Genomic DNA, 19157 nt, shown 5'->3' on the forward strand with positions numbered 1-19157 from the left:
GGCCATGATCCGTACACTCCATCGCTGGCCGGGTCTTCTGGCACTCGCGCTCGTCACGATCCTGAGCCTGAGCGGCGCTGCGCTCTCGGTCTTTCCGACAGTCGAGCGCATCACCGCGCCGCAGGTGGAGACTGGCCTGACAGTCGCCACCCTCGCGGACCGCATCCAGGTCGTCCATCCGGGCGTCGAGCAGATCCGGCGGTCGCCCTCCGGTCGGATCACCGCCTATTGGTTCGATCAGGGCGCGCCGGGTGCTGCCGTGATCGACCCGGCGACGGGCGCGGGCGTGGCCTCGGCCGACCCGAACCAGGCCCTTCGCTGGCTCACCAACCTTCATCGCTCGCTCTTCCTCGGCGATGGTGGGCGCATCGCCATGGCCGCCGGGGCCGCGGCGATGCTGGTCCTCTCGCTCTCGGGTGCTGCGCTGGTTGCGCGACGGGCGGGCGGATGGCGGCACTGGTTCGCGTCCTTGCGCGGTCCGTTCGCGGGCAGGCTGCATGTCGAGATCGCCCGGATCACCGTCATCGGCCTCGTTCTGTCCTCCACCACCGCCCTCTGGATGATAGCCTCCACCTTCGATCTTTTGCCGGACGGTGGCGTCCTGCCGGCTGATCCCACCGAAGTGAGCGGAGAGATTGGGTTCGCTCTCGATCAGATGGCCACGCTGCTGCAGACGCCCGTCGCCGAGCTGCGCGAACTGAGCTTTCCCTATCCCGGCGATGCGACGGACGTGTTCACACTGAAGACCGACCGGGGCACCGGCTATCTTGACCAGGGAACCGGCGCGCTCATGGCATGGGCCGACCTGACCGGGTGGGAGCGCGTCTCGGAAACCATTTACATGCTGCACACGGGGCAGGGGGCCGCGACGCTCGGCCTTGTGCTCGGGATGATGGCGCTCGGAGTGCCGGCGATGGGCGTGACCGGCGTCCTGATCTGGCTTGCCGCGCGGCGCGGGCGGCCGCGCATCCGGGGCAACCAGCCCGCGGGCCGTGCCGAGACGATCATTCTTGTCGGCAGCGAGGGTGGCAGCACGTGGGGCTTCGCCGCGACCCTGCATGCCGCGCTGACGGCAGCGGGGCAGGGCGTCCATGTTGGCCCGATGTCGGGCTTCGCGCCTGCGCGTTACGCCCGTGGGCAGCGCATCATCGTGCTGGCCGCGACCTATGGCGACGGGGCGGCGCCCGCCTCGGCCAAGGGTTTTCTCGACCGGCTGAACGCCACAGACCGAGCGCTCGACTTTCCGATTGCCGTTCTCGGCTTCGGCGACCGGAGTTTTCCGGCCTATTGCGCTTTCGCCAAGGACGTCACGGCAGCGGCAAAGGCGAAAGGTTGGCCCGAGCTTCTGCCTCTCGACACGATCGACCGGCAATCGCCGCAGGATTTCGCGCGCTGGGGCCGCGCGCTTGGCGAGATGCTTGGCATCTCTCTCGAGCTTTCTCACCAGCCCGTTTCGCCGCGCACCGAAACATTGACCCTCGTCTCACGGCGCAACTACGGGGCCGAAATGCAGGCGGGGGCCGCGATCCTGCGCTTCGCCCTGCCGCGCGAGACGCCGTGGCAGCGGCTGACCGGCGCGGGCTTTGCCCGGTTCCAGGCGGGCGACCTGATCGGCGTCCTGCCACAGGGCAGCCCGGTGCCGCGCCTCTATTCGCTGGCCTCGGGCCGACGCGACGGGTTCGTCGAGATCGTGGTGCGCAAGCATCCGGGCGGTCTGGCCTCGGGCCAGCTGACCGCGCTGGAACCGGGCGATACGGTCCGGGCCTTCCTGCGGCGCAATCCCGACTTTCACGCCGGTCGCGGTCGCACCCCGCTGATCCTGATCGGGGCGGGCACCGGCATCGGGCCGCTGGCGGGCTTCATTCGCGGCAATGCGCGACACAGGTCCGTGCACCTTTTCTTCGGCATGCGGCATGCGGACAGTGATTTCTTCTATGGCGAAGAAATGCCCGGCTGGCAGGCTGAGGGGCGCTTGACTCGGCTTGTCACTGCCGTCTCGCGCGGGACGCGTCCGCATTACGTGCAGGACGCGCTGCGTGGAGAGGCCACCGAAGTTGCGCGTTTGCTTCGCAACGGGGCCCGCGTGATGGTCTGCGGCGGGCGCGACATGGCCATGGGTGTGACCGATGCGCTGGCCGAAATTCTCTCACCAGTCGGGTTGACGCCCGCAGTTCTGAAGGCGGAGGGGCGTTATGTCGAAGATGTCTACTGAGCGCGCGCGCATCGCCCTGAACGGCCCCACCATGGGCACGCGTTGGACGGCGCAGTTCTACGCGGAAGCGGGCCGCGACACGGATGCAATCCGCGCCGCACTTCAGGCGGCTGTAGACGAGGTGGACACACAGATGTCGACCTGGAAACCAGACAGCGCCCTGATGCGGATCAACGCGGCGCCGGTGGGCGATTGGGTGGTGGTGCCGGAGCAACTGCGCGCGGTCCTGAGCCTCGGGCTCGAGATCGGGCGCGCCTCGGGCGGGGCCTTCGATATCGGCATGGGCGATGCGGTGACGGCCTGGGGTTTCGGGCCCGGGGCCGCCGCGCCCGAGGGCATCCGCGCCGCGATGGACGCCCCCCGCCGCCCGGCGCAGGAGGTGCTGGAGATCGAAGGGATGCAGCTGCGCAAGATCGCGCCCATCGCGCTGGATCTGAACGGCATCGCCAAGGGTCATGGCGTGGACCGGCTGGCAGAAACCCTGCGCGAACACGGAATTGGCAATGCCCTTGTCGGCATCGATGGTGAGATGCGTGCAATGGGCGTCCGGCAGGATGGCGAGGCATGGATCATCGCGGTAGAAGCGCCGGACGCTGAGCGCCGGGCGCCGCATGCGATCTTGGCACTTCAGGACGCTGCCGTCGCGACCTCCGGTGACTACCGCCACTGCGTCGAGGTGCAGGGACGACGCCTGTCGCATACTATGGATCCGAGACGTGGGGCGCCGCTGATCGCGTCGCCCGCCTCCGTCACCGTCGTTGCCCGCACCTGTGCCGAGGCCGACGCCTGGGCGACGGCGCTGATGGTGCTCGGTGCGGAGAGGGGTGCGGTCCTCGCAAGACAACGTGGACTCGACGTCTTGTTTCTTCTGCGCGATGATGACGGGAGTGCAAGGGGCGTGGGAGTCGGGCGTCTTTTTTCCGAAGAACCAGCGGCAATCGCCTCAGCCGGGGGAAGATGAGCCGCATGGAACAGACCCGTACCGATCGCTTCAAGACCGCACTCCTGCTGATGGCCGCAACCGGGCTGATCGTGGGACTCGCATTCTACCTTGCGGGCCAACCAGAGATTGCGAACCTGATCTGGATTGCAGGAGTTGTTCCCGCGCTCGCAGCGCTTGTGGTCGAAATCGTCCGGAGCATTGGGCGTGGCGAGGTGGGCCTCGATATCGTTGCCGCGCTGTCGATGTCGGCGGCGCTTGTCTTCGGCGAGACCTTGGCTGCGGCTGTCGTCGCAGTGATGTATTCTGGAGGCACCTTCCTCGAAGCCTTCGCTGAGGGCCGTGCACGTCGTTCGATGAAGGATCTTTTATCTCGCGTACCCCGGACCGCGACGCGGCACCGGAACGGCGGTCTTGAGGATGTGCCTCTCGAAGTGATCGCACCGGGCGATCGCCTGCTGATCCGGCAGGGCGATGTCGTTCCCGTGGACGGCACGGTGGCGTCCGACACCGCCTTCCTCGACACCGCGGCGCTGACCGGCGAGTCCCTCCCGGTGCGGCTGGCGCGCGGGGCCGACGCGATGAGCGGCTCGACCAACGCGGGCGAGGCCTTCGACCTGACGGCGACGCGCGAGGCCAAGGACAGCACCTATGCCGGGATCGTTCGCCTGGTCGAGGAAGCGCAGGCATCGAAGGCGCCGATGTCCCGGCTTGCCGACCGCTGGTCGTTGGGCTTCCTCGCGGTTACGGTCAGCATCGCATTCGCCGCCTGGTGGTTCACCGGTGATCCGATCAGGGCCGTCGCCGTGCTTGTGGTCGCGACGCCCTGTCCGCTGATCCTTGCCGTGCCGGTTGCGCTCGTGGCCGGCCTGTCGCGTGCGGCGCATTTTGGCGTGCTGATCAAGGGCGCGGGGCCGCTGGAAACCATGGCGCGCATCCGCACGCTGATCCTCGACAAAACGGGGACGCTGACGGATGGCCGTCCGCAGATAATCTCGATCGATAGCCACGATGGCATGGCCGAGGACGACATCCTGCGCCTCGCTGCCGCGCTCGATCAGGCATCGAAACACCCCGTGGCGCAGGCCATCGTCGCCGCCGCAAAGGCGCGGGGCTTCACACTGCCCGTTCCGACAGAGGTGGCTGAGATCCCGGGCGAAGGGGTCTTGGGTCGTGTGGAGGACCGCGAGGTGATCGTCGGGGGCGACGCTTTCGTGGCGTCGCGGGTCGGGCGACCGGGGGGCGATCACCCCGCCAAGGGCGCCGGATCGGTCCTTGTCGCAGTGGCAGTTGACGGTCACATGGCCGGGCACCTCGTCATGTCCGACCCGCTGCGCGAGGGAGCGGGTGCCATGCTGGACGGTCTGCGCCGCCAAGGGATCTCGCGCATCCTTCTGGCCACCGGCGACCGCGCGGACGTGGCCGAGCGTGTGACCGAGGGGCTGGGCCTCGACGGGCTGCGGGCCGGTCTGACGCCGGATCAAAAGGTGCTGCTGGTGCTCTCCGAACGCAAGCACGGGCCGGTGATGATGGTGGGTGACGGCGTCAACGACGCGCCCGCCCTGGCCGCGGCCGATGTGGGCGTGGCGATGGGGGCACGGGGCGCCGCGGCCTCGGCCGAGGCCGCCGACGTGGTGCTGCTCGTCGACCGGATCGACCGGCTGGGGCCCGGCATCGAGATCGCGCGTGCCTCGCGCCGGATCGCGGTCGAAAGCGTCGTCGCCGGGATCGGCCTGTCTGTCATGGGCATGATCGCGGCCGCTTTCGGCTACCTCACCCCGGTTCAGGGCGCGCTTCTGCAGGAGGTGATCGACGTTGCCGTGATCCTGAACGCCCTGCGAGCGCTGCGCATCGCGCCGCAGGAGCCAGCTACGGGCACACCACAGGCCATCATGTCAGAGCAAGCTGACATCGTTCAAGGAGCCACGCCATGAGCCGTCTATCACATTCTGAAATCCATATGGTGCATCGCATCGGCTGGCTGAGGGCCGCCGTTCTCGGCGCCAACGACGGTCTCGTCTCGACCGCGAGCCTCGTCGTCGGCGTCGCCGCAGCGGGCTCCGGCAAGCCCGAGGTCATGATCGCCGGGCTAGCCGGTCTCGTGGCTGGCGCGATGTCTATGGCGGCGGGGGAGTATGTCTCGGTCAGCTCGCAAACAGACGCCGAACAGGCCGACCTCGCCCGTGAGACCCGTGAACTCGAGGAAACGCCCGAGGCCGAGCTGGAGGAACTGACCCGGATTTATGTTGAAAGGGGATTGGACCGCGACCTAGCGGAAAAAGTGGCTGTCCAACTGACCGAACGCGACGCGCTTGGATCGCATGCGCGCGACGAGCTCGGCATTTCGGAAACCGTGACGGCCCGCCCTATCCAGGCGGCTCTGGTGTCCGCGCTGACCTTCGCCGTTGGGGCGGTGCTGCCTTTGATCGTCGTGCTGCTTGTCCCGGAGGCGGAGATCGCTCTCCTGGTGGCGGTATCGACGATCTTCGGCCTCGCGGTTCTAGGTGGATTGGGTGCTTCTGTCGGCGGAGCAAGCCTCGTCCGTGGGGCGGCAAGGGTCACGCTCTGGGGCGCACTCGCAATGGCCGCGACAGCTGGGGTCGGTGCACTCTTCGGGGTCGCCGTAGGCTAGGAGACAATGGGGTGTAAACGTGTTGCGAGGCCACGACACTCCCGGTGTGCAACAAGGTCAACAAAGCAACTGGTCCTAGTTCCGGTTTGGAAACAGCCCCGAGAATGGCAGCGCCGTGCTGGCTTTCACCTGTTCCAGTGCGAAAACCGAGCTCACGCTGCGCAACCTGATGCTTGATGTCAGGGTTTCGTAGAAAGCGTCGAAGGCCGGCATGTCCGCCACCACCACCCGCAACATGAAGTCATGGCTTCCGGCCAGACGATGGATGTCGCGAACCGGCTCCAGCGCTTCAACAATGGAGAGGAACTCTGCGCGCCATTCTGCGGTGTGCTCCACTGCTTCCACCATCACGAAGGCGGTTAGCGACAGGCCGAATGCGTCGAGGTCCAGCAGCGCCACGCGGGCGCGGATCACGCCAGACTCCTCATGCTTCTGTATGCGCTTCCAGCAGTGCGTCGGTGACAGCCCGACCTGCTCGGCGATGCCGACAACGCCGACGCCCAAGGCATGATGCGGGATTTTGACGATCCTCAAGTCTAAGCTGGTGTGTCATCGCGTCTTCTTCCATCAATTGGCGATCATCTTTATCGTATTTATGGGTTTGCACTCGCTTTTCGTGGCAAACTTGATAAAAACGACCAAATAACTCGCATTTTTCGGGACCACGTTGAGCGGATGATCACACAAAAGACCAAGTACGCGCTCAAGTCACTCATGGTGCTTGCTGACGAGAAGGCAGGAGACGCTGAGGCGTTGCGAATCGAGGATATCGCCGAGCGATCGGGAGCACCAAAGCGGTTCCTCGAGCACATCCTTCTTGATCTTAAGCGGGGCGGAATGATTGGCAGCCGACGAGGTCGGAAGGGTGGCTACGAACTGATCAAGGATCCCCGGCAGGTGTCGCTGGCGGCGGTTCTGCGTCTGATAGATGGACCTATGGCGCCGCTACCGTGCTTGTCTCGCAAGGCCTACAGGCGTTGCGATGACTGCAAAGACGAGGAGACCTGCAGGGTACGTGCCGTGTTCGGAGGCTTCTACGCCACCTACATCCTGATGATTGAGTCTCTGACGCTCGCTGATTTGCAGGAAGATGCGCGAGCCCTGGAGCGTTTCGCTGTTCCCAAGGCGGCCGCCGGAGAATGATGTTCCATAATCACGACTGAAAAGAGCGTGATTTTTCCTTTGCTAAACACGAGTAACTCTGTCGTAATAAACGTGTCAGGCGGCGCAGGCGGTGCGGCTTGGGCGGGATTGACCGTCCGTGTCCGCTGCCCCGCCGACCTGACACCAAAGTTTGACAGGGATCAGCAAAGGACAGGCCATGTATCACACCATCCAGATTGGCGGGCATACGCTCGCCCAGGGCACCTTCATTCGAAGTCTTGGCCACGGCCGAATCGAGATCGACGCAGGCCACGCGCGGCTGTCCGGTCGCCCGATTGCGACCCGCAAGACGAGCGAGGCGGTCAGTATTCCGAGCGCGTCCCGTAAGGCCTTGACCGGCGGGCACCTGCGCGGCGGCATCATGGCGACGGTCGCGGCATTCGGACTGAGCTTTGCGGGGTCAGTCCCCGCGACCGCGCAGGAGAGCGTCGAGATCCTCAACGTCTCCTATGATCCGACCCGCGAGTTCTACCGGGAATACAACGAGCTCTTTAACGCATGGTGGACGGAGCAGGGCAACGAGGCCGTCAGTATCCAGCAGTCCCATGGCGGGGCAGGAGCACAGGCCCGGGCAGTGATCGACGGACTCGAGGCGCAGGTCGTGACGCTGGCGCTGTCGGCTGACATCGACCAGATCGCCGAACGGACGGGCAAGATCCCTGCCGACTGGCAGTCACGGCTGGAGCACAACTCCGCGCCCTACACCTCGACCATCGTGTTCCTCGTACGCGACGGCAACCCCAAGGGGATCGAGGATTGGGACGATCTGGTGACAGGAGATGTTCAGGTCATAACCCCCAACCCCAAGACCTCCGGTGGCGCCCGCTGGAACTTCCTCGCGGCGTGGGGTTATGCCGAACAGAACGGGCTCGACCCGGCCGAGTTCGTCGGCGCCCTCTACAAGAACGTGCCGGTGCTCGACACCGGGGCGCGTGGATCGACCACGACCTTTACCCAGCGTGGCGTCGGCGACGTCCTTCTGGCCTGGGAGAACGAGGCGTTTCTGGCACTCGCAAGCCTGGGCGAGGACGCCTTCGACATCGTTGTCCCCTCGGTCTCCATCCTGGCAGAGCCGCCGGTGACGCTGGTCGATGGCAACATCACCTCCGATGCGCAACGCGCGGCGGCAGAAGCCTATCTGGAACATCTCTACAGCCCCGAGGCGCAGGCGCTGGCGCTGAAGCACTTCTATCGCGCCTGGGATACCTCTGCCGCAGCGCCGGAAGATGTCGCGCGCTTCCCCGAGGTGAACTTCGTGAATGTGAGCGATTTCGGCGGATGGCCCGAGGTTCAGCCGAAGTACTTCGGCGACGGCGGCATCTTCGACCAGATTTACGAGGAGTAAGACATGAGGGCGAGTATTCTCCGCTCGCCCTCTCCCCTCCCGGGGTTTGGGCTGAGCTTCGGGATCATGATGACGGTGCTGTCGATCGTGGTCCTGCTTCCCATCGGTGCGTTGCTGGGGCGTGGCCTGATGATCGGCCCGGCCGACCTCTGGGACATGGTCAATTCCCGCCGGATCTGGTCGGCGCTGGCGCTGTCCTTCCGTGCGGCGCTGTTCGCGTCATTGTTCAATCTGGTGTTCGGGCTGTTGCTGGCCTGGGTGCTGGTGCGCTACCGCTTCTGGGGCAGGCGCTTCATCGACGCGGCCGTGGACCTGCCCTTCGCGCTGCCCACGGCGGTGGCAGGGATCGCGCTGACAGCACTCTACGCGCCGAACGGCGTCTTCGGTCAGGCGCTGGCGCCGCTCGGCATCAAGGTCGCCTATACCGAACTCGGCATCTTGGTCGCCCTTATCTTTATCGGGCTGCCCTTTGTGGTGCGGACCGTCCAGCCGGTGATTGAGGAACTGGAGGCGGACCTCGAAGAGGTTAGCGCCACGCTCGGGGCCCGCCGCATCTATACGCTCCGCCGCGTGATCCTGCCCACGCTGACGCCCGCGCTGCTGACCGGGTTCGCCCTCGCATTGGCGCGGTCGGTCGGGGAATACGGCTCAGTCATCTTCATCGCGGGCAACATCCCGAACCTTACCGAGATCGCGCCGCTGCTGATCGTGATCCGGCTCGAGGAATATAACTACGACGCGGCTGCCGCGATCGGGATCGCCATGCTGGTCATCTCCTTTGCCATGCTGCTTGTCATCAACGCCATCCAGACCTGGAGCAGACGTAGGATTGGTCATGCTTGATAGAGAAACACGCCGCTGCACCTGCGCGGACGAACAGCGCCCGCCTCCGGGGACGGGCATTGCCCTTGCCACCATCTTTGGGCTTGGCGGTATCGCCCTTGCTGTCCTCGTCTGGGGTCTCAGCGGAGCATGGGTCTGGACGCTGCTCACTTGGCTCTTTGCAGGCCCTGCCTTTCTCTTAGGTTTGCTGATCTGGGAAGCCGACGCGGCAGCGGAACAACCTTCAGGTTGCAACGACCGGAGGTGTTCATTTCGCCTCTGGCCATCCTCTTACAACGGAGCCGTGAATGTCTGACATCGTCCTCTCGCGCCCGGTGCCCGTCACCACCGAGCCGCCACTGATCCGCACACTGCTGATCGGCCTGTCGCTCGCCTTCGTGGTACTGTTCCTCTTTGCGCCGCTCGTAACCGTGTTCGTCGAGGCGCTAAAGCAAGGCTGGGCCGGGGTCATCGACGCATTGCGCCTGCCCGATGCGCAGGCGGCAATCCGCATGACACTGACCATCGCCGCCATCGCCGTGCCGATCAACGCGATCTTCGGTATCGCCGCTGCCTGGGCCATCACCAAGTTCGACTTTCCGGGGAAAGCGTTCCTGATCACGTTGATCGACCTGCCTTTCGCGGTGTCGCCTGTCGTCGCGGGCCTGATGCTGGTGCTGCTGTTCGGGGCGAACTCCACGCTCGGGGGATGGTTGATCGCCAACGACATGCCCATCGTCTTTGCCTTTCCCGGCATCATCATGGCCACGTTGTTTGTGACCTTCCCCTTCGTCGCGCGCGAGCTCATCCCGGTCATGATCGAACAGGGCCGTGCCGAGGAAGAAGCCGCGCTGACGCTGGGAGCGAGCGGATGGCGCACCTTCTTCACGGTCACGCTGCCCAACATCCGCTGGGCGCTGCTTTATGGCGTGCTTCTGTGCAATGCGCGCGCCATGGGCGAATTCGGCGCCGTCGCCGTCGTCTCGGGCAAGATCCGGGGTGAGACAGCGACGATGCCGACGATGGTCGAGATGTTCTACAACGAGTACCTCGCGGTCGCGGCCTTCACGCTGGCCGCCGTGCTGGCGATGCTGGCGCTTCTCACACTTCTGCTGAAATCCCTGCTCGAATGGCGCCATGCGGACCTGCTGGCAGCCACGCGGCGTCATTGAGAAAGGAAACGACATGAATATCGAGATCGAGGAACTGGCCAAGGAATTCGGCACCACGCGCGCGCTGCACCCGGTGTCGCTGTCTATCCCGTCGGGGGCATTGGTGGCTCTGCTCGGGCCGTCGGGGTCGGGCAAGACGACGCTATTGCGCATCCTCGGGGGCCTCGAATTCCCGACCTCGGGCCGTGTGCTCTTTGGCGGGCAGGATGCCACGGGCCTTAGCGTGCAGGAACGCCGCGCGGGCTTCGTTTTCCAGTCCTATGCGCTCTTCAAGCACATGACGGTGTTCGAGAACATTGCCTATGGCTTGCGCGCCCGCAAACGCCGCGAACGCCCGGCAGAGGCGGAAGTCGGACGCCGAGTCAACAAGCTGCTGGACCTGATCCAGCTCCCTGACATCGGCACCCGCTATCCCAACCAGCTCTCGGGCGGGCAGAGGCAGCGCGTGGCGCTGGCCCGCGCGCTCGCCATCGAGCCACGGATGCTGCTACTCGACGAGCCTTTCGGCGCGCTCGACGCCAAGGTGCGCAAGGAGTTGCGTCAGGGACTGCGCGAGATCCACGACCGCACCGGCCTGACCACCGTCTTCGTCACCCACGACCAGGAGGAGGCGATGGAGTTGGCCGACCTTGTCGTGGTCATGTCGATGGGCCGCATCGAACAGGTGGGCAAACCCGACGATATCCGCGCGAAGCCCGCCAGCGACTTCGTGCGCGATTTCACCGCGGCGTGATGGCGCGCGGGCATGAGACACGATGCTGATCAGCAAGCTTCATTCTGTCTACAGGCTGCGCTGCTGCTCACGACCCGGCCCATGCGGCCATATGCGTCGGTCATGGGGCCGCCCCTGCCACAAGGCTGGAAGATGAGGGCGGCCTCCCTGCGGTGGTTCACCGTTTGGCGGAACCATACCGACGCCTTGCGACGTCTGCGTGCGATCGTCCTCCCGGAGCCATGGAAGAACGACACCTGGGCATGGGATGCGCTCCGCCTTCGCCAGCTTCACGCGCTCGGGATCGTGGATGAAGAGCCCGAGGCATGGACACAGATGTTGGCAGAACGGCTGCTGTTCGATCGTCTCGCGTCGCCTTGGGGTGAAGCCTTGTCTGGAGATAAAAGATGAGCAAGCCGGATCTCGACAGGATCGACAGGAAGATCCTGCATGAACTCATGCGGGACGCCACTTTGCCCGTCGCGCAGCTCGCGGAGCGGGTTGGCTTGTCACAGACGCCATGCTGGAAGCGTGTCCAGAAGCTCGAAGCTGCGGGCATCATCCAGCGCCGGGTGGCCATCGTCGATCCCGAGAAGATCGGGCTTGGCCTTGCCGTGTTCGTCGAAATCGAAGCCTTGGACCACACGTCCGAGTGGCGTGCGGCTTTTCGCGACGCGATCACGGCATTTCCCTGCATCGTCGAGGTGCATCGTATGGCCGGAGACGTGGATTACCTGATCAAGGTGCGCGTGCCAGACATGGCTGCCTTTGACGAATTCTACCTGCAGCTGACCCGCGCGCTGCCCTGCCGAAACGTGACGTCCAAATTCTCGATGGAAGTGATTCTGCGCACGACTGCCTGGCCGATCTCGACGGACTAGAAGCCCGAAGCTGCGCATGCACTGTTCCCCTCCGGGAGACTCACCTTCTCCACGCGGCACGAAATTTAGAATCTTAATACACGACAAACATGGTAGTCTTTAACGTGAAAGGAGACTGCCATGACCAAGACTCTTCTTATTCCGGACCCTGCTGGAACCACTGACGGCCACTGGCAATCGTGGTGGGCTCGGATCGAGCGGGACGCAGAGGTGCTGGATTGGTCTGCCGCCTCGGACCCGGAGCAATATGACCGCGCAGCGCTTGTCGCTGCCAGGATCGCGGCGCAGCCCGGTTTGGTTCTCGTCGCCCATGGTGCAGGCTGCATGATCGTGGCCAGGGCCTTGGCGAACCTGGCGATCCCTGGCGTTGCCGCAGCCCTTCTGGTGGCGCCGGCGCGCCGTCTCCATGCCGACAGATTCTCTCGGCTGGCCAGCAAAGAGCAAGATGAACTGCCGGTGCCGACCACGGTCGTTGGTAGCCGAAGCGATCCATGGATCGACCTCGAGCAGGCAAGGTCCCTCGCGTCCGACTGGGGTGGCCAGTTTGTCGACCTCGGAGACGCCGGGCATATCGATCAGGCAAGCGGCTTCGGTCCATGGCCCGGAGGCATCGGGCTGCGAGACAATCTGATCGTCCGGGCAAGCCGATACGTCACATCGAGCGAGGCCCGCGAGGTGCCAGCGCAACGCTGGGCCTTCTGAAAGGAGCGAATCATGATTAAAACATTGCTGATCCCTGGCCTTGACGGCTCGCCGACCCCGCATTGGCAACATTGGTGGGCTGCCATCGATCCGACGGCGAAAATCGTGGAACAAACCTCCTGGAGCAATCCGACTCCCGACGCGTGGTTGACCGAGATCGGGGCGGCGACGCTGATCCATCCCGATGCAGTTCTTGTCGGCCATTCGTTGGGGGCCGTCGCAATCGCCCGGCTGCTTGCGGGCTGGCCACAGATCCGCGTCGCCGGTGCGCTTCTTGTGGCGCCGGCGGAACCGTCGCGCAGCAATCGCACCCGTGGCTTTGGCCACATCCCGGAGGTCGGCCTCGGTGTCCCCGCTATCGTCGTGGCCAGTCGAAACGATCCGTGGATGGACCAGGAGCGCGCGCGCGATCTTACCGAAGTGTGGGATGCAGACTTCATCGACATGGGCGAGGCGGGGCATATCAACGTTGACTCCGGTTACGGCCCTTGGCCCGAGGGGCGCGCGCTTCGCGATCTGCTCTGGCCCATGGGGGGCAGCATGTCCGTCCACTCCCCGGGGGCGCGCTTCGTTTCAGAACTACATGCAGCAGAGGTGTTTCGATGACTTTCAACTATCTCATCGTCGCCGTGAAGCGCGCCTTTCCCATGACGATCTTTGCCGTCTGCTACGTCTCGGTTCTTGCCATCGTCATACTGTCCTGAGGAGAATGACCATGTTTCCCTGTTGTGCATACGACCCGGGGCTTGCCGCCTACATCACGGCAATCAGTGACTCCGAGCAGCCGCATGCCGTCGGTGACGAACGCACCGACCGGATCATATGCGCGGTTGCCATCGCGGCAATCGGCCTGTGCTACGGCCTTCTTTTCATGGTGACATGATGGACGGAAACCTGACATTGCATGACCGCTGGCATCACGTCGTCATCATCGGTGGCGGAGCGAGCGGTGTTCTGATGGCTGCGCATCTTCTGGGCACCGGGCACCCCGATATTCGGGTGACCATCATCGAACGTGGTTCCATGCTGGGCTGCGGCATCGCCTATGGCACCACCCATCCCCAGCACCTTCTCAACACCCGCGTTGCGCAGATGAGCGCGTTCCCCGACCGGCCGGACCATTTCGCGGATTGGCTGATGCGGACCGGGCGTGCCGCGACGGACCAGTGCTTTGTCGATCGTGCGACGTACGGGCGATATCTTGACGATCTCCTCAACCCGTGGCGCGGCGGAGAGGACGCGCGCCGACTACGCTGCGTTCAGGGGTCCTGTATCGGACTTCGGGAAACAGCGACCGGGATCATCGCACGGCTCGATGACGGAACTTCGGTGATGGCCGATGCCGCCGTCCTGGCAACCGGCCATGCCGTGCCCGCCGATCCCCAACCGCCCCTGCGCGGCGCGTGGGACTTTTCGGCCCCCGCCGATCCTGACGCCACCGTGGCCATCATTGGCACTGGCCTCAGCATGATCGACCATGTCGTAACTCTTCTCGCCGCCGGTCATCGCGGGCCCGTCCTGTGCATCTCCCGCCGTGGACTTCTGCCGCAGGTACACGCCCCGACCCGGCCGCTCAAGCTCGGGCGGCAGGACATTCCTCTGGGCGCTTCGGTCAGCGCACTTCTGCGATGGTTGCGTGACCGGGTGCGCGATGCAGAGGCCACCGGAGGGACGTGGCGGGATGCGGTGGACGGTATCCGTCCGCATATCGCCGCAATCTGGCGGTCCTGGGACAACGAAAAGCGCGCCCGTTTCCTGCGCCATGCCGCGACCTATTGGGAGGTACACCGCCACCGGATGCCACCGATCTCGGCCGACCGGATTGAGACAGCCCGAAAGCGGGGTCAGTTGTCTATTATTCGCGGGCGCTTCGACACTGCCGCAGTTCAGGACAATGGCCGTACCAGACTCAACATGACGGCACATGGCCGCGCGGAGGCAGGTGTTCACGACGTCGATCACGTCATCGACTGCCGCGGCATCCGCCGCGATCCGGTCGAACACGCCACACCGGTCATCCGCGATCTTCTGGATCGACGGGCGGCCCGTCTCGATCCATTGCAGCTTGGTCTCGACACAACACAAGACGCCAAAGTGATCAACGCGTCCGGATGGCCGTCCTCACGTCTTTTCGCGATCGGCCCGGCCGCGCGCGGTGCGCTGTGGGAGATCACCGCGATTCCTGACATCCGCGAACAGACCTTTCGCCTTGCCAGGGTTGTCTTCGGGTCGGCGGAGCTTGCCACCCGCCAAGGGGCCTGAAGTTCTCCTTCAGGCACTCGAAACGGAGCGGATACCCTCTTTTTAACCTCTTCTTTGGAATGGAGAAAGTTACTTAAAAACGATACACCTAAAACACGACTGATATAATCGTGAAAGGTGATGAAATGGCCGGAATCGTAGGCTTCGCGGGAAGCTTCAGCCAACCCTCCCGTACCCGCTCCCTGGTGCAAGCCGCTGTCGATGACGCGGCGCACCGGACAGGCCTTCGTGGGCTCGTCTTTGATCTGGGTGATCTCGGCGCGTCACTGGGGACAGCCAAACGGATCGATGATCTTGGGCAAGACGCACGCAAACTGGTCGAAAGCCTGCTTGCTGCCGACGCGATCGTCGTCGGCAGCCCCGTCTACAAGGGCAGCTACACTGGGTTGTTCAAGCATCTCTTCGATCTGATCGATCCGGACGCGTTGCGGGGCAAGCCCGTATTGCTGACCGCGACTGGCGGCGGCCACCGGCATGCACTGGTGATCGAACATCAGCTGCGCCCGCTGTTTGGCTTTTTCGAGTCGGCGGTCGTGCCGACAGGTGTCTATGCCGCGTCCTCAGACCTTGATGGGGGCGTCGTCACATCACCTGAAATCGTTGCGCGCCTGACGACGGCGGTCGGCCAGCTTGTCGGCGCTTTAAAGTCGGGCAGGGAGGTCGCAAGACCCATCAGCACCGCCGCCTGAGCCACCACCAAGCAAACCCAACACCTCGTCATCCTGACCGCAGATGCGCGTCAGGCAACGGCGAAGTCTTGTCCAGACAAAGGAGACATCACATGACCATTCAGGACCAACTATTAGCGACGCTGCCCGACGCGGACGTGCTACCGCTCACCCCCAGAATCGGCGCCGAGATCCGTAACATCCGCCTGAGCGGGGACCTTCCGGACAGCCTGGTCGATCAGATCAAGGCGCGCATCGCCCTGCACAAGGTGGTGTTCTTTCGAGGCCAGCACGATCTCGACGATGCCGGTCAGGAGGCATTTGCGCGCCGCCTTGGCGCGCTGGTGCCGCATCCGACCCAGAAGATCCGCGACGCCAGCGAGGCCATTCTTGAACTCGATTCCGATCACGGGGGCCGGGCTGATCAGTGGCACACCGACGTTACCTTCGTGCCCGACTATCCGAGATACTCTGTGCTCCGCGGCGTGACCATTCCCGCGGTCGGCGGCGACACGGTCTGGGCCAATACCGCGACAGCCTTCAACGATCTGCCCGCGCCCCTGCAGCAACTCGCGGAAAGCCTGCGGGCAGTTCACAGCAACGCCTACGACTACGCTGCGCAGCGGCCCCGCGCCACCGAGGTCGACCGCAAGCACTACGAGGAGGTGTTCCGCTCCACCGTGTTCGAGACCGAGCATCCCCTCGTACATGTCCACCCGGAAACCGGCGAGAAGAATATCCTTCTGGGCAGTTTCGTGCAGCGGATCAAGGGTCTCGACCGGTTCGAATCCGCAAAGCTCTACGAGGTGTTCCAGAACCACGTCACCTCGCCCGAAAACACCGTGCGCTGGCGCTGGCAAGAGGGCGACGTCGCCATCTGGGACAATCGGGCGACACAGCATCGTGCCGTGAACGATTACGGCGATGCCCGCCGTGTCGTGCGTCGCGTGACCATCGCCGGAACCGCTCCCGTCGGTGCCGACGGTTCGACATCAAAAGCCATTCGCTGAATTTCCTTCAAGGAGAAGACCATGACCAGACAGATCAAACTCGGCGCTTTCCTTCCCGGAGGCGGACAGCATGTGGCCGCCTGGCGCCACCCCGACAGTCCGGCTGACGGGGCCACGAGCTTCGAGTTTCACAAGCAACTCGCCCTGTCCGCCGAACGCGGCCTGTTCGATGCCTATTTCCTCGCCGACGGCCTGGCGGTCGCGTTCGGGGGCGGCATGGAAGGTGGCAACGCCAAGGTGGCGGGCTTCGAGCCGGTGACGCTGTTCGCCGCTCTTGCGCCGCTGACGACAAACCTTGGCTTCATCGCAACGGCATCGACCAGCTACGAGGAACCCTACAACACGGCCCGGAAATTCGCCTCGCTCGACCTGATTTCCGGCGGGCGGGCAGGCTGGAACGTCGTGACCACGGGCAGCGCAGCCGCCGCCCTTAACTTCAACCACGACACCCAGCCGGCCCATGCCGACCGATACGCCCGTGGCGCCGAGCATGTCGAGGTCGTCAAGGCGCTTTGGGACAGTTTCGAGGATGACGTATTCATCCGCGACAAGGAATCCGGCGTCTTCTTCGACACCGCCAAGGTGCATCCGACGGACCATCGCGGCACCCATTTCAAGGTCAAGGGACCTTTGAACGTCTCCCGCTCGCCGCAGGGCCATCCCGTGATCGTGCAGGCGGGGCAATCCGACGACGGGCGTGCGCTGGCGGCGGCCACGGCCGAGGTGATCTTCACCGCGCACCAGCGGCTGGACACCGCGCAGGAATTCTATCGCGACATCAAGGCGCGTGCGGTCAGAAACGGGCGGGATCCATCTCATGTCCTTATCATGCCCGGCGTTTCGCCCTTCGTCGGGCGGACAGAGGCCGAGGCACGCGAGAAATACGACCGGCTGACGTCGCTGATTCTCGAGGAGGACGGCATCGCCCTGCTGAACGGCCTGACCGGCGGCACGCTTGATCTGAACGGCCTCGATCTTGATGGTCCGCTGCCGCCTGCGCCGCCGACTGAGGGCATGAAGTCGCGCCAGACCCTGATCCGGCAGATTGCCGACGAAAATGACTTCACCATCCGCCAGCTCTACCAGTGGGTCGCCTCGGCGCGCGGTCACTACACGGTCATTGGTACGGCCGAACAGATCGCGGACACCCTGCAGGAGTGGTTCGAGAACGAGGCGGCGGACGGGTTCAACATCCTGCCGCCCTGGCTTCCCACGGCGATCGACGATTTCGTCGATCTGGTGGTCCCCGAACTTCAGCGGCGTGGCCTGTTCCGCACTGCTTACGAGGGCAGCACGCTGCGCGAGAACCTCGGGCTTCCCTTTCCCGTCAATTGCCATGCTGAAACGCGCGCCGCCGCGCAAGCCGCCGAATAGAGGAGAGACCAATGACCTATCAGATTTCGGAAACGGACGTTCGGGGCCGAAAGGTTGCGGACATCTCGGCAGCCCTTCTGGGGCTGGGGCGGCGCGCTCGCACCCTGGCGGCAGATTATGGCCTGCTAGTCGCTTTCTTTGCCGGATGGCAGATCGCAAGCACGGCGGGCTGGCTCAATCCGGCGGTCTTTCCGCCCATCGACAAGGTGGCCAGCGCCCTCTGGACGGGTCTGTCGTCCGGCGCGCTGATTGATGACATCGCGATCTCGCTCCAACGTGCGGGCTTTGCCTTTGCCGCTGCGGTGGCGCTCGGTATCCCTCTTGGCCTCTTCATGGGGCAGATCCGAGCTGTCGAGCGTGCGCTGGACCCGATCCTTCAGCTTTTCCGGCAGACCTCGGCCCTGGCACTCTATCCCGTCTTCATCCTGCTGCTGGGTCTGGGCGAGGGCTCCAAGATATTTGTGATCTTCTGGGCCACGCTTTTCCCGATCCTTCTCGCCACCATCGGCGGCGTGAAGGAAGTTGACAGCAAGCTGATCGAGATGGGGCGTACCTTTGGCGCATCGCGTGCGACGGTATTCCGCCGCATCGTCCTGCCTGCGTCGGTTCCCGCGATCTTTGTCGGCCTGAGGCTGTCGGCCACCACCGCCCTGCTGCTGCTCATCGCGGCCGAGATGATCGGGGCGAACAAGGGCCTCGGCTTTCAGGTGATGAACGCCCAGTACAACTTCCAGATCCCGCTGATGTTCGCTGCGATCTTCCTGCTGGCCTTCCTCGGCCTCGGCGCGAACTGGGTGCTCGTCGTTCTGCAGCGCCGCCTATGCCGCTGGAGCACGGCGCACCACTGAATCTTTGTAATCAACCCAACCTACAAAAACTTAAGGATAACTGACATGACCATCCAACTGAAATCTTTCATCGCGGCATCGGCGCTGACGCTCGGTATATCCAGCGCGGCACTTGCCGAAGATGTCACCTTGCGCTTCCTCGCCAGCCATGGCGGCGTATCGGCCCATGAACTCGCCTACGACCTCGGCTATTTCGAGGGCACCGGGATCACGCTGGAAAACGTCGGCTATGCCGGCGGCGGGCCGGAATCTCTGTTCGCCCTGGCCTCGGGCTGGTCTTGTCACGTATTTGTGCCGCTCCCAGTCCTCGTTTAGGCCACTTGACGTTCGAAGGCCAAGGGGCTTTTGCCTCCCAATGCTGAGTGCCGACGGCGCGGGTTATAGAAGCCGTTGATGTATTGGAAGATGGCGGT

General features: G+C 64.3%; 22 protein-coding genes. 20 read left to right on the forward strand and 2 right to left on the reverse strand.

Annotated elements, in window-relative coordinates; all coding sequences use genetic code 11:
- Nucleotides 1-4 precede the first annotated feature (4 nt).
- Genes Q7J44_RS17790 through Q7J44_RS17805 form a run of 4 tightly spaced genes read left to right on the forward strand, consistent with a single transcriptional unit; the run spans nt 5 to nt 5784 of the window.
- The gene (locus Q7J44_RS17790) at nt 5-2212 is read left to right on the forward strand and encodes a PepSY domain-containing protein (RefSeq protein WP_304882216.1); all 2208 of its coding nucleotides are present in this window, start codon (nt 5-7) and stop codon (nt 2210-2212) included.
- Nucleotides 2193-3173 carry an FAD:protein FMN transferase gene (locus Q7J44_RS17795; RefSeq protein WP_304882217.1) on the forward strand — a complete coding sequence of 327 codons (981 nt, stop codon included), beginning with the start codon at nt 2193-2195 and terminating at the stop codon, nt 3171-3173. The genes Q7J44_RS17790 and Q7J44_RS17795 overlap by 20 nt, the downstream gene beginning before the upstream one ends.
- Nucleotides 3174-3178: 5 nt before the next feature.
- Entirely contained in the window at nt 3179-5086 is a 1908-nt protein-coding gene (locus Q7J44_RS17800; RefSeq protein ID WP_304882219.1) for a heavy metal translocating P-type ATPase, read from the forward strand.
- Nucleotides 5083-5784, forward strand: coding sequence for a VIT family protein (locus Q7J44_RS17805; protein WP_304882221.1), 702 nt, complete (start codon nt 5083-5085; stop codon nt 5782-5784). The genes Q7J44_RS17800 and Q7J44_RS17805 overlap by 4 nt, the downstream gene beginning before the upstream one ends.
- 75 nt (nt 5785-5859) lie before the next feature.
- Here the strand turns inward: Q7J44_RS17805 and Q7J44_RS17810 are convergent, their stop codons facing one another.
- Nucleotides 5860-6318: an Lrp/AsnC family transcriptional regulator gene (locus Q7J44_RS17810; protein ID WP_304882223.1), complete on the reverse strand. Its 459-nt coding sequence runs from the start codon at nt 6316-6318 to the stop codon at nt 5860-5862.
- 141 nt (nt 6319-6459) lie between these two features.
- On the opposite strand from Q7J44_RS17810, the gene Q7J44_RS17815 reads away from it, so the two are divergent.
- From Q7J44_RS17815 to Q7J44_RS17890, 16 genes are all read left to right on the forward strand, one after another.
- The gene (locus Q7J44_RS17815) at nt 6460-6927 is read left to right on the forward strand and encodes an Rrf2 family transcriptional regulator (protein WP_304882248.1); all 468 of its coding nucleotides are present in this window, start codon (nt 6460-6462) and stop codon (nt 6925-6927) included.
- Between the two features lie 178 nt (nt 6928-7105).
- Nucleotides 7106-8293: a sulfate ABC transporter substrate-binding protein gene (locus Q7J44_RS17820; RefSeq protein ID WP_304882224.1), complete on the forward strand. Its 1188-nt coding sequence runs from the start codon at nt 7106-7108 to the stop codon at nt 8291-8293.
- Between the two features lie 3 nt (nt 8294-8296).
- Nucleotides 8297-9136 carry a sulfate ABC transporter permease subunit CysT gene (gene cysT, locus Q7J44_RS17825; RefSeq protein WP_304882225.1) on the forward strand — a complete coding sequence of 280 codons (840 nt, stop codon included), beginning with the start codon at nt 8297-8299 and terminating at the stop codon, nt 9134-9136.
- Between the two features lie 287 nt (nt 9137-9423).
- Complete coding sequence (gene cysW, locus Q7J44_RS17830; protein ID WP_304882226.1) at nt 9424-10287, forward strand: sulfate ABC transporter permease subunit CysW; 864 nt, start codon at nt 9424-9426, stop codon at nt 10285-10287.
- A gap of 13 nt (nt 10288-10300) precedes the next feature.
- Nucleotides 10301-11020: a sulfate/molybdate ABC transporter ATP-binding protein gene (locus Q7J44_RS17835; protein WP_304882228.1), complete on the forward strand. Its 720-nt coding sequence runs from the start codon at nt 10301-10303 to the stop codon at nt 11018-11020.
- A 12-nt stretch (nt 11021-11032) separates the two neighbouring features.
- Nucleotides 11033-11410, forward strand: a complete 378-nt coding sequence (locus Q7J44_RS17840) for a hypothetical protein (protein WP_304882230.1) — start codon at nt 11033-11035, stop codon at nt 11408-11410.
- Nucleotides 11407-11880, forward strand: a complete 474-nt coding sequence (locus tag Q7J44_RS17845) for an Lrp/AsnC family transcriptional regulator (RefSeq protein WP_150282250.1) — start codon at nt 11407-11409, stop codon at nt 11878-11880. Before Q7J44_RS17840 ends, Q7J44_RS17845 begins: the two co-directional genes overlap by 4 nt.
- A gap of 120 nt (nt 11881-12000) precedes the next feature.
- The gene (locus Q7J44_RS17850; RefSeq protein ID WP_304882233.1) at nt 12001-12582 is read left to right on the forward strand and encodes an alpha/beta hydrolase; all 582 of its coding nucleotides are present in this window, start codon (nt 12001-12003) and stop codon (nt 12580-12582) included.
- 12 nt (nt 12583-12594) lie between these two features.
- Nucleotides 12595-13188 carry an alpha/beta hydrolase gene (locus Q7J44_RS17855; protein ID WP_304882235.1) on the forward strand — a complete coding sequence of 198 codons (594 nt, stop codon included), beginning with the start codon at nt 12595-12597 and terminating at the stop codon, nt 13186-13188.
- A gap of 103 nt (nt 13189-13291) precedes the next feature.
- Nucleotides 13292-13465, forward strand: coding sequence for a hypothetical protein (locus Q7J44_RS17860; protein WP_304882236.1), 174 nt, complete (start codon nt 13292-13294; stop codon nt 13463-13465).
- Nucleotides 13465-14844: an FAD/NAD(P)-binding protein gene (locus tag Q7J44_RS17865; protein ID WP_304882237.1), complete on the forward strand. Its 1380-nt coding sequence runs from the start codon at nt 13465-13467 to the stop codon at nt 14842-14844. The genes Q7J44_RS17860 and Q7J44_RS17865 overlap by 1 nt, the downstream gene beginning before the upstream one ends.
- 125 nt (nt 14845-14969) lie before the next feature.
- Entirely contained in the window at nt 14970-15533 is a 564-nt protein-coding gene (gene msuE / locus Q7J44_RS17870) for an FMN reductase (protein WP_304882239.1), read from the forward strand.
- 92 nt (nt 15534-15625) lie between these two features.
- On the forward strand, nt 15626-16522 hold the full coding sequence (locus tag Q7J44_RS17875; protein WP_304882241.1) for a TauD/TfdA family dioxygenase: 897 nt from the start codon (nt 15626-15628) through the stop codon (nt 16520-16522).
- Nucleotides 16523-16543: 21 nt separating this feature from the next.
- Complete coding sequence (locus Q7J44_RS17880; RefSeq protein WP_304882243.1) at nt 16544-17896, forward strand: LLM class flavin-dependent oxidoreductase; 1353 nt, start codon at nt 16544-16546, stop codon at nt 17894-17896.
- Nucleotides 17897-17907: 11 nt separating this feature from the next.
- The gene (locus tag Q7J44_RS17885) at nt 17908-18744 is read left to right on the forward strand and encodes an ABC transporter permease (protein ID WP_304882244.1); all 837 of its coding nucleotides are present in this window, start codon (nt 17908-17910) and stop codon (nt 18742-18744) included.
- Between the two features lie 45 nt (nt 18745-18789).
- On the forward strand, nt 18790-19059 hold the full coding sequence (locus Q7J44_RS17890) for a hypothetical protein (RefSeq protein WP_304882246.1): 270 nt from the start codon (nt 18790-18792) through the stop codon (nt 19057-19059).
- On the opposite strand, the gene Q7J44_RS23340 is transcribed toward Q7J44_RS17890, so the two are convergent.
- A partial coding sequence (locus Q7J44_RS23340; RefSeq protein ID WP_370692967.1) for an IS3 family transposase occupies nt 19056-19157 on the reverse strand: 102 nt, incomplete at its 5' end. The genes Q7J44_RS17890 and Q7J44_RS23340 overlap by 4 nt on opposite strands.

The organism is Pseudotabrizicola sp. (genome assembly GCF_030656345.1).
In the GTDB taxonomy this organism is placed as follows: domain Bacteria; phylum Pseudomonadota; class Alphaproteobacteria; order Rhodobacterales; family Rhodobacteraceae; genus Pseudotabrizicola.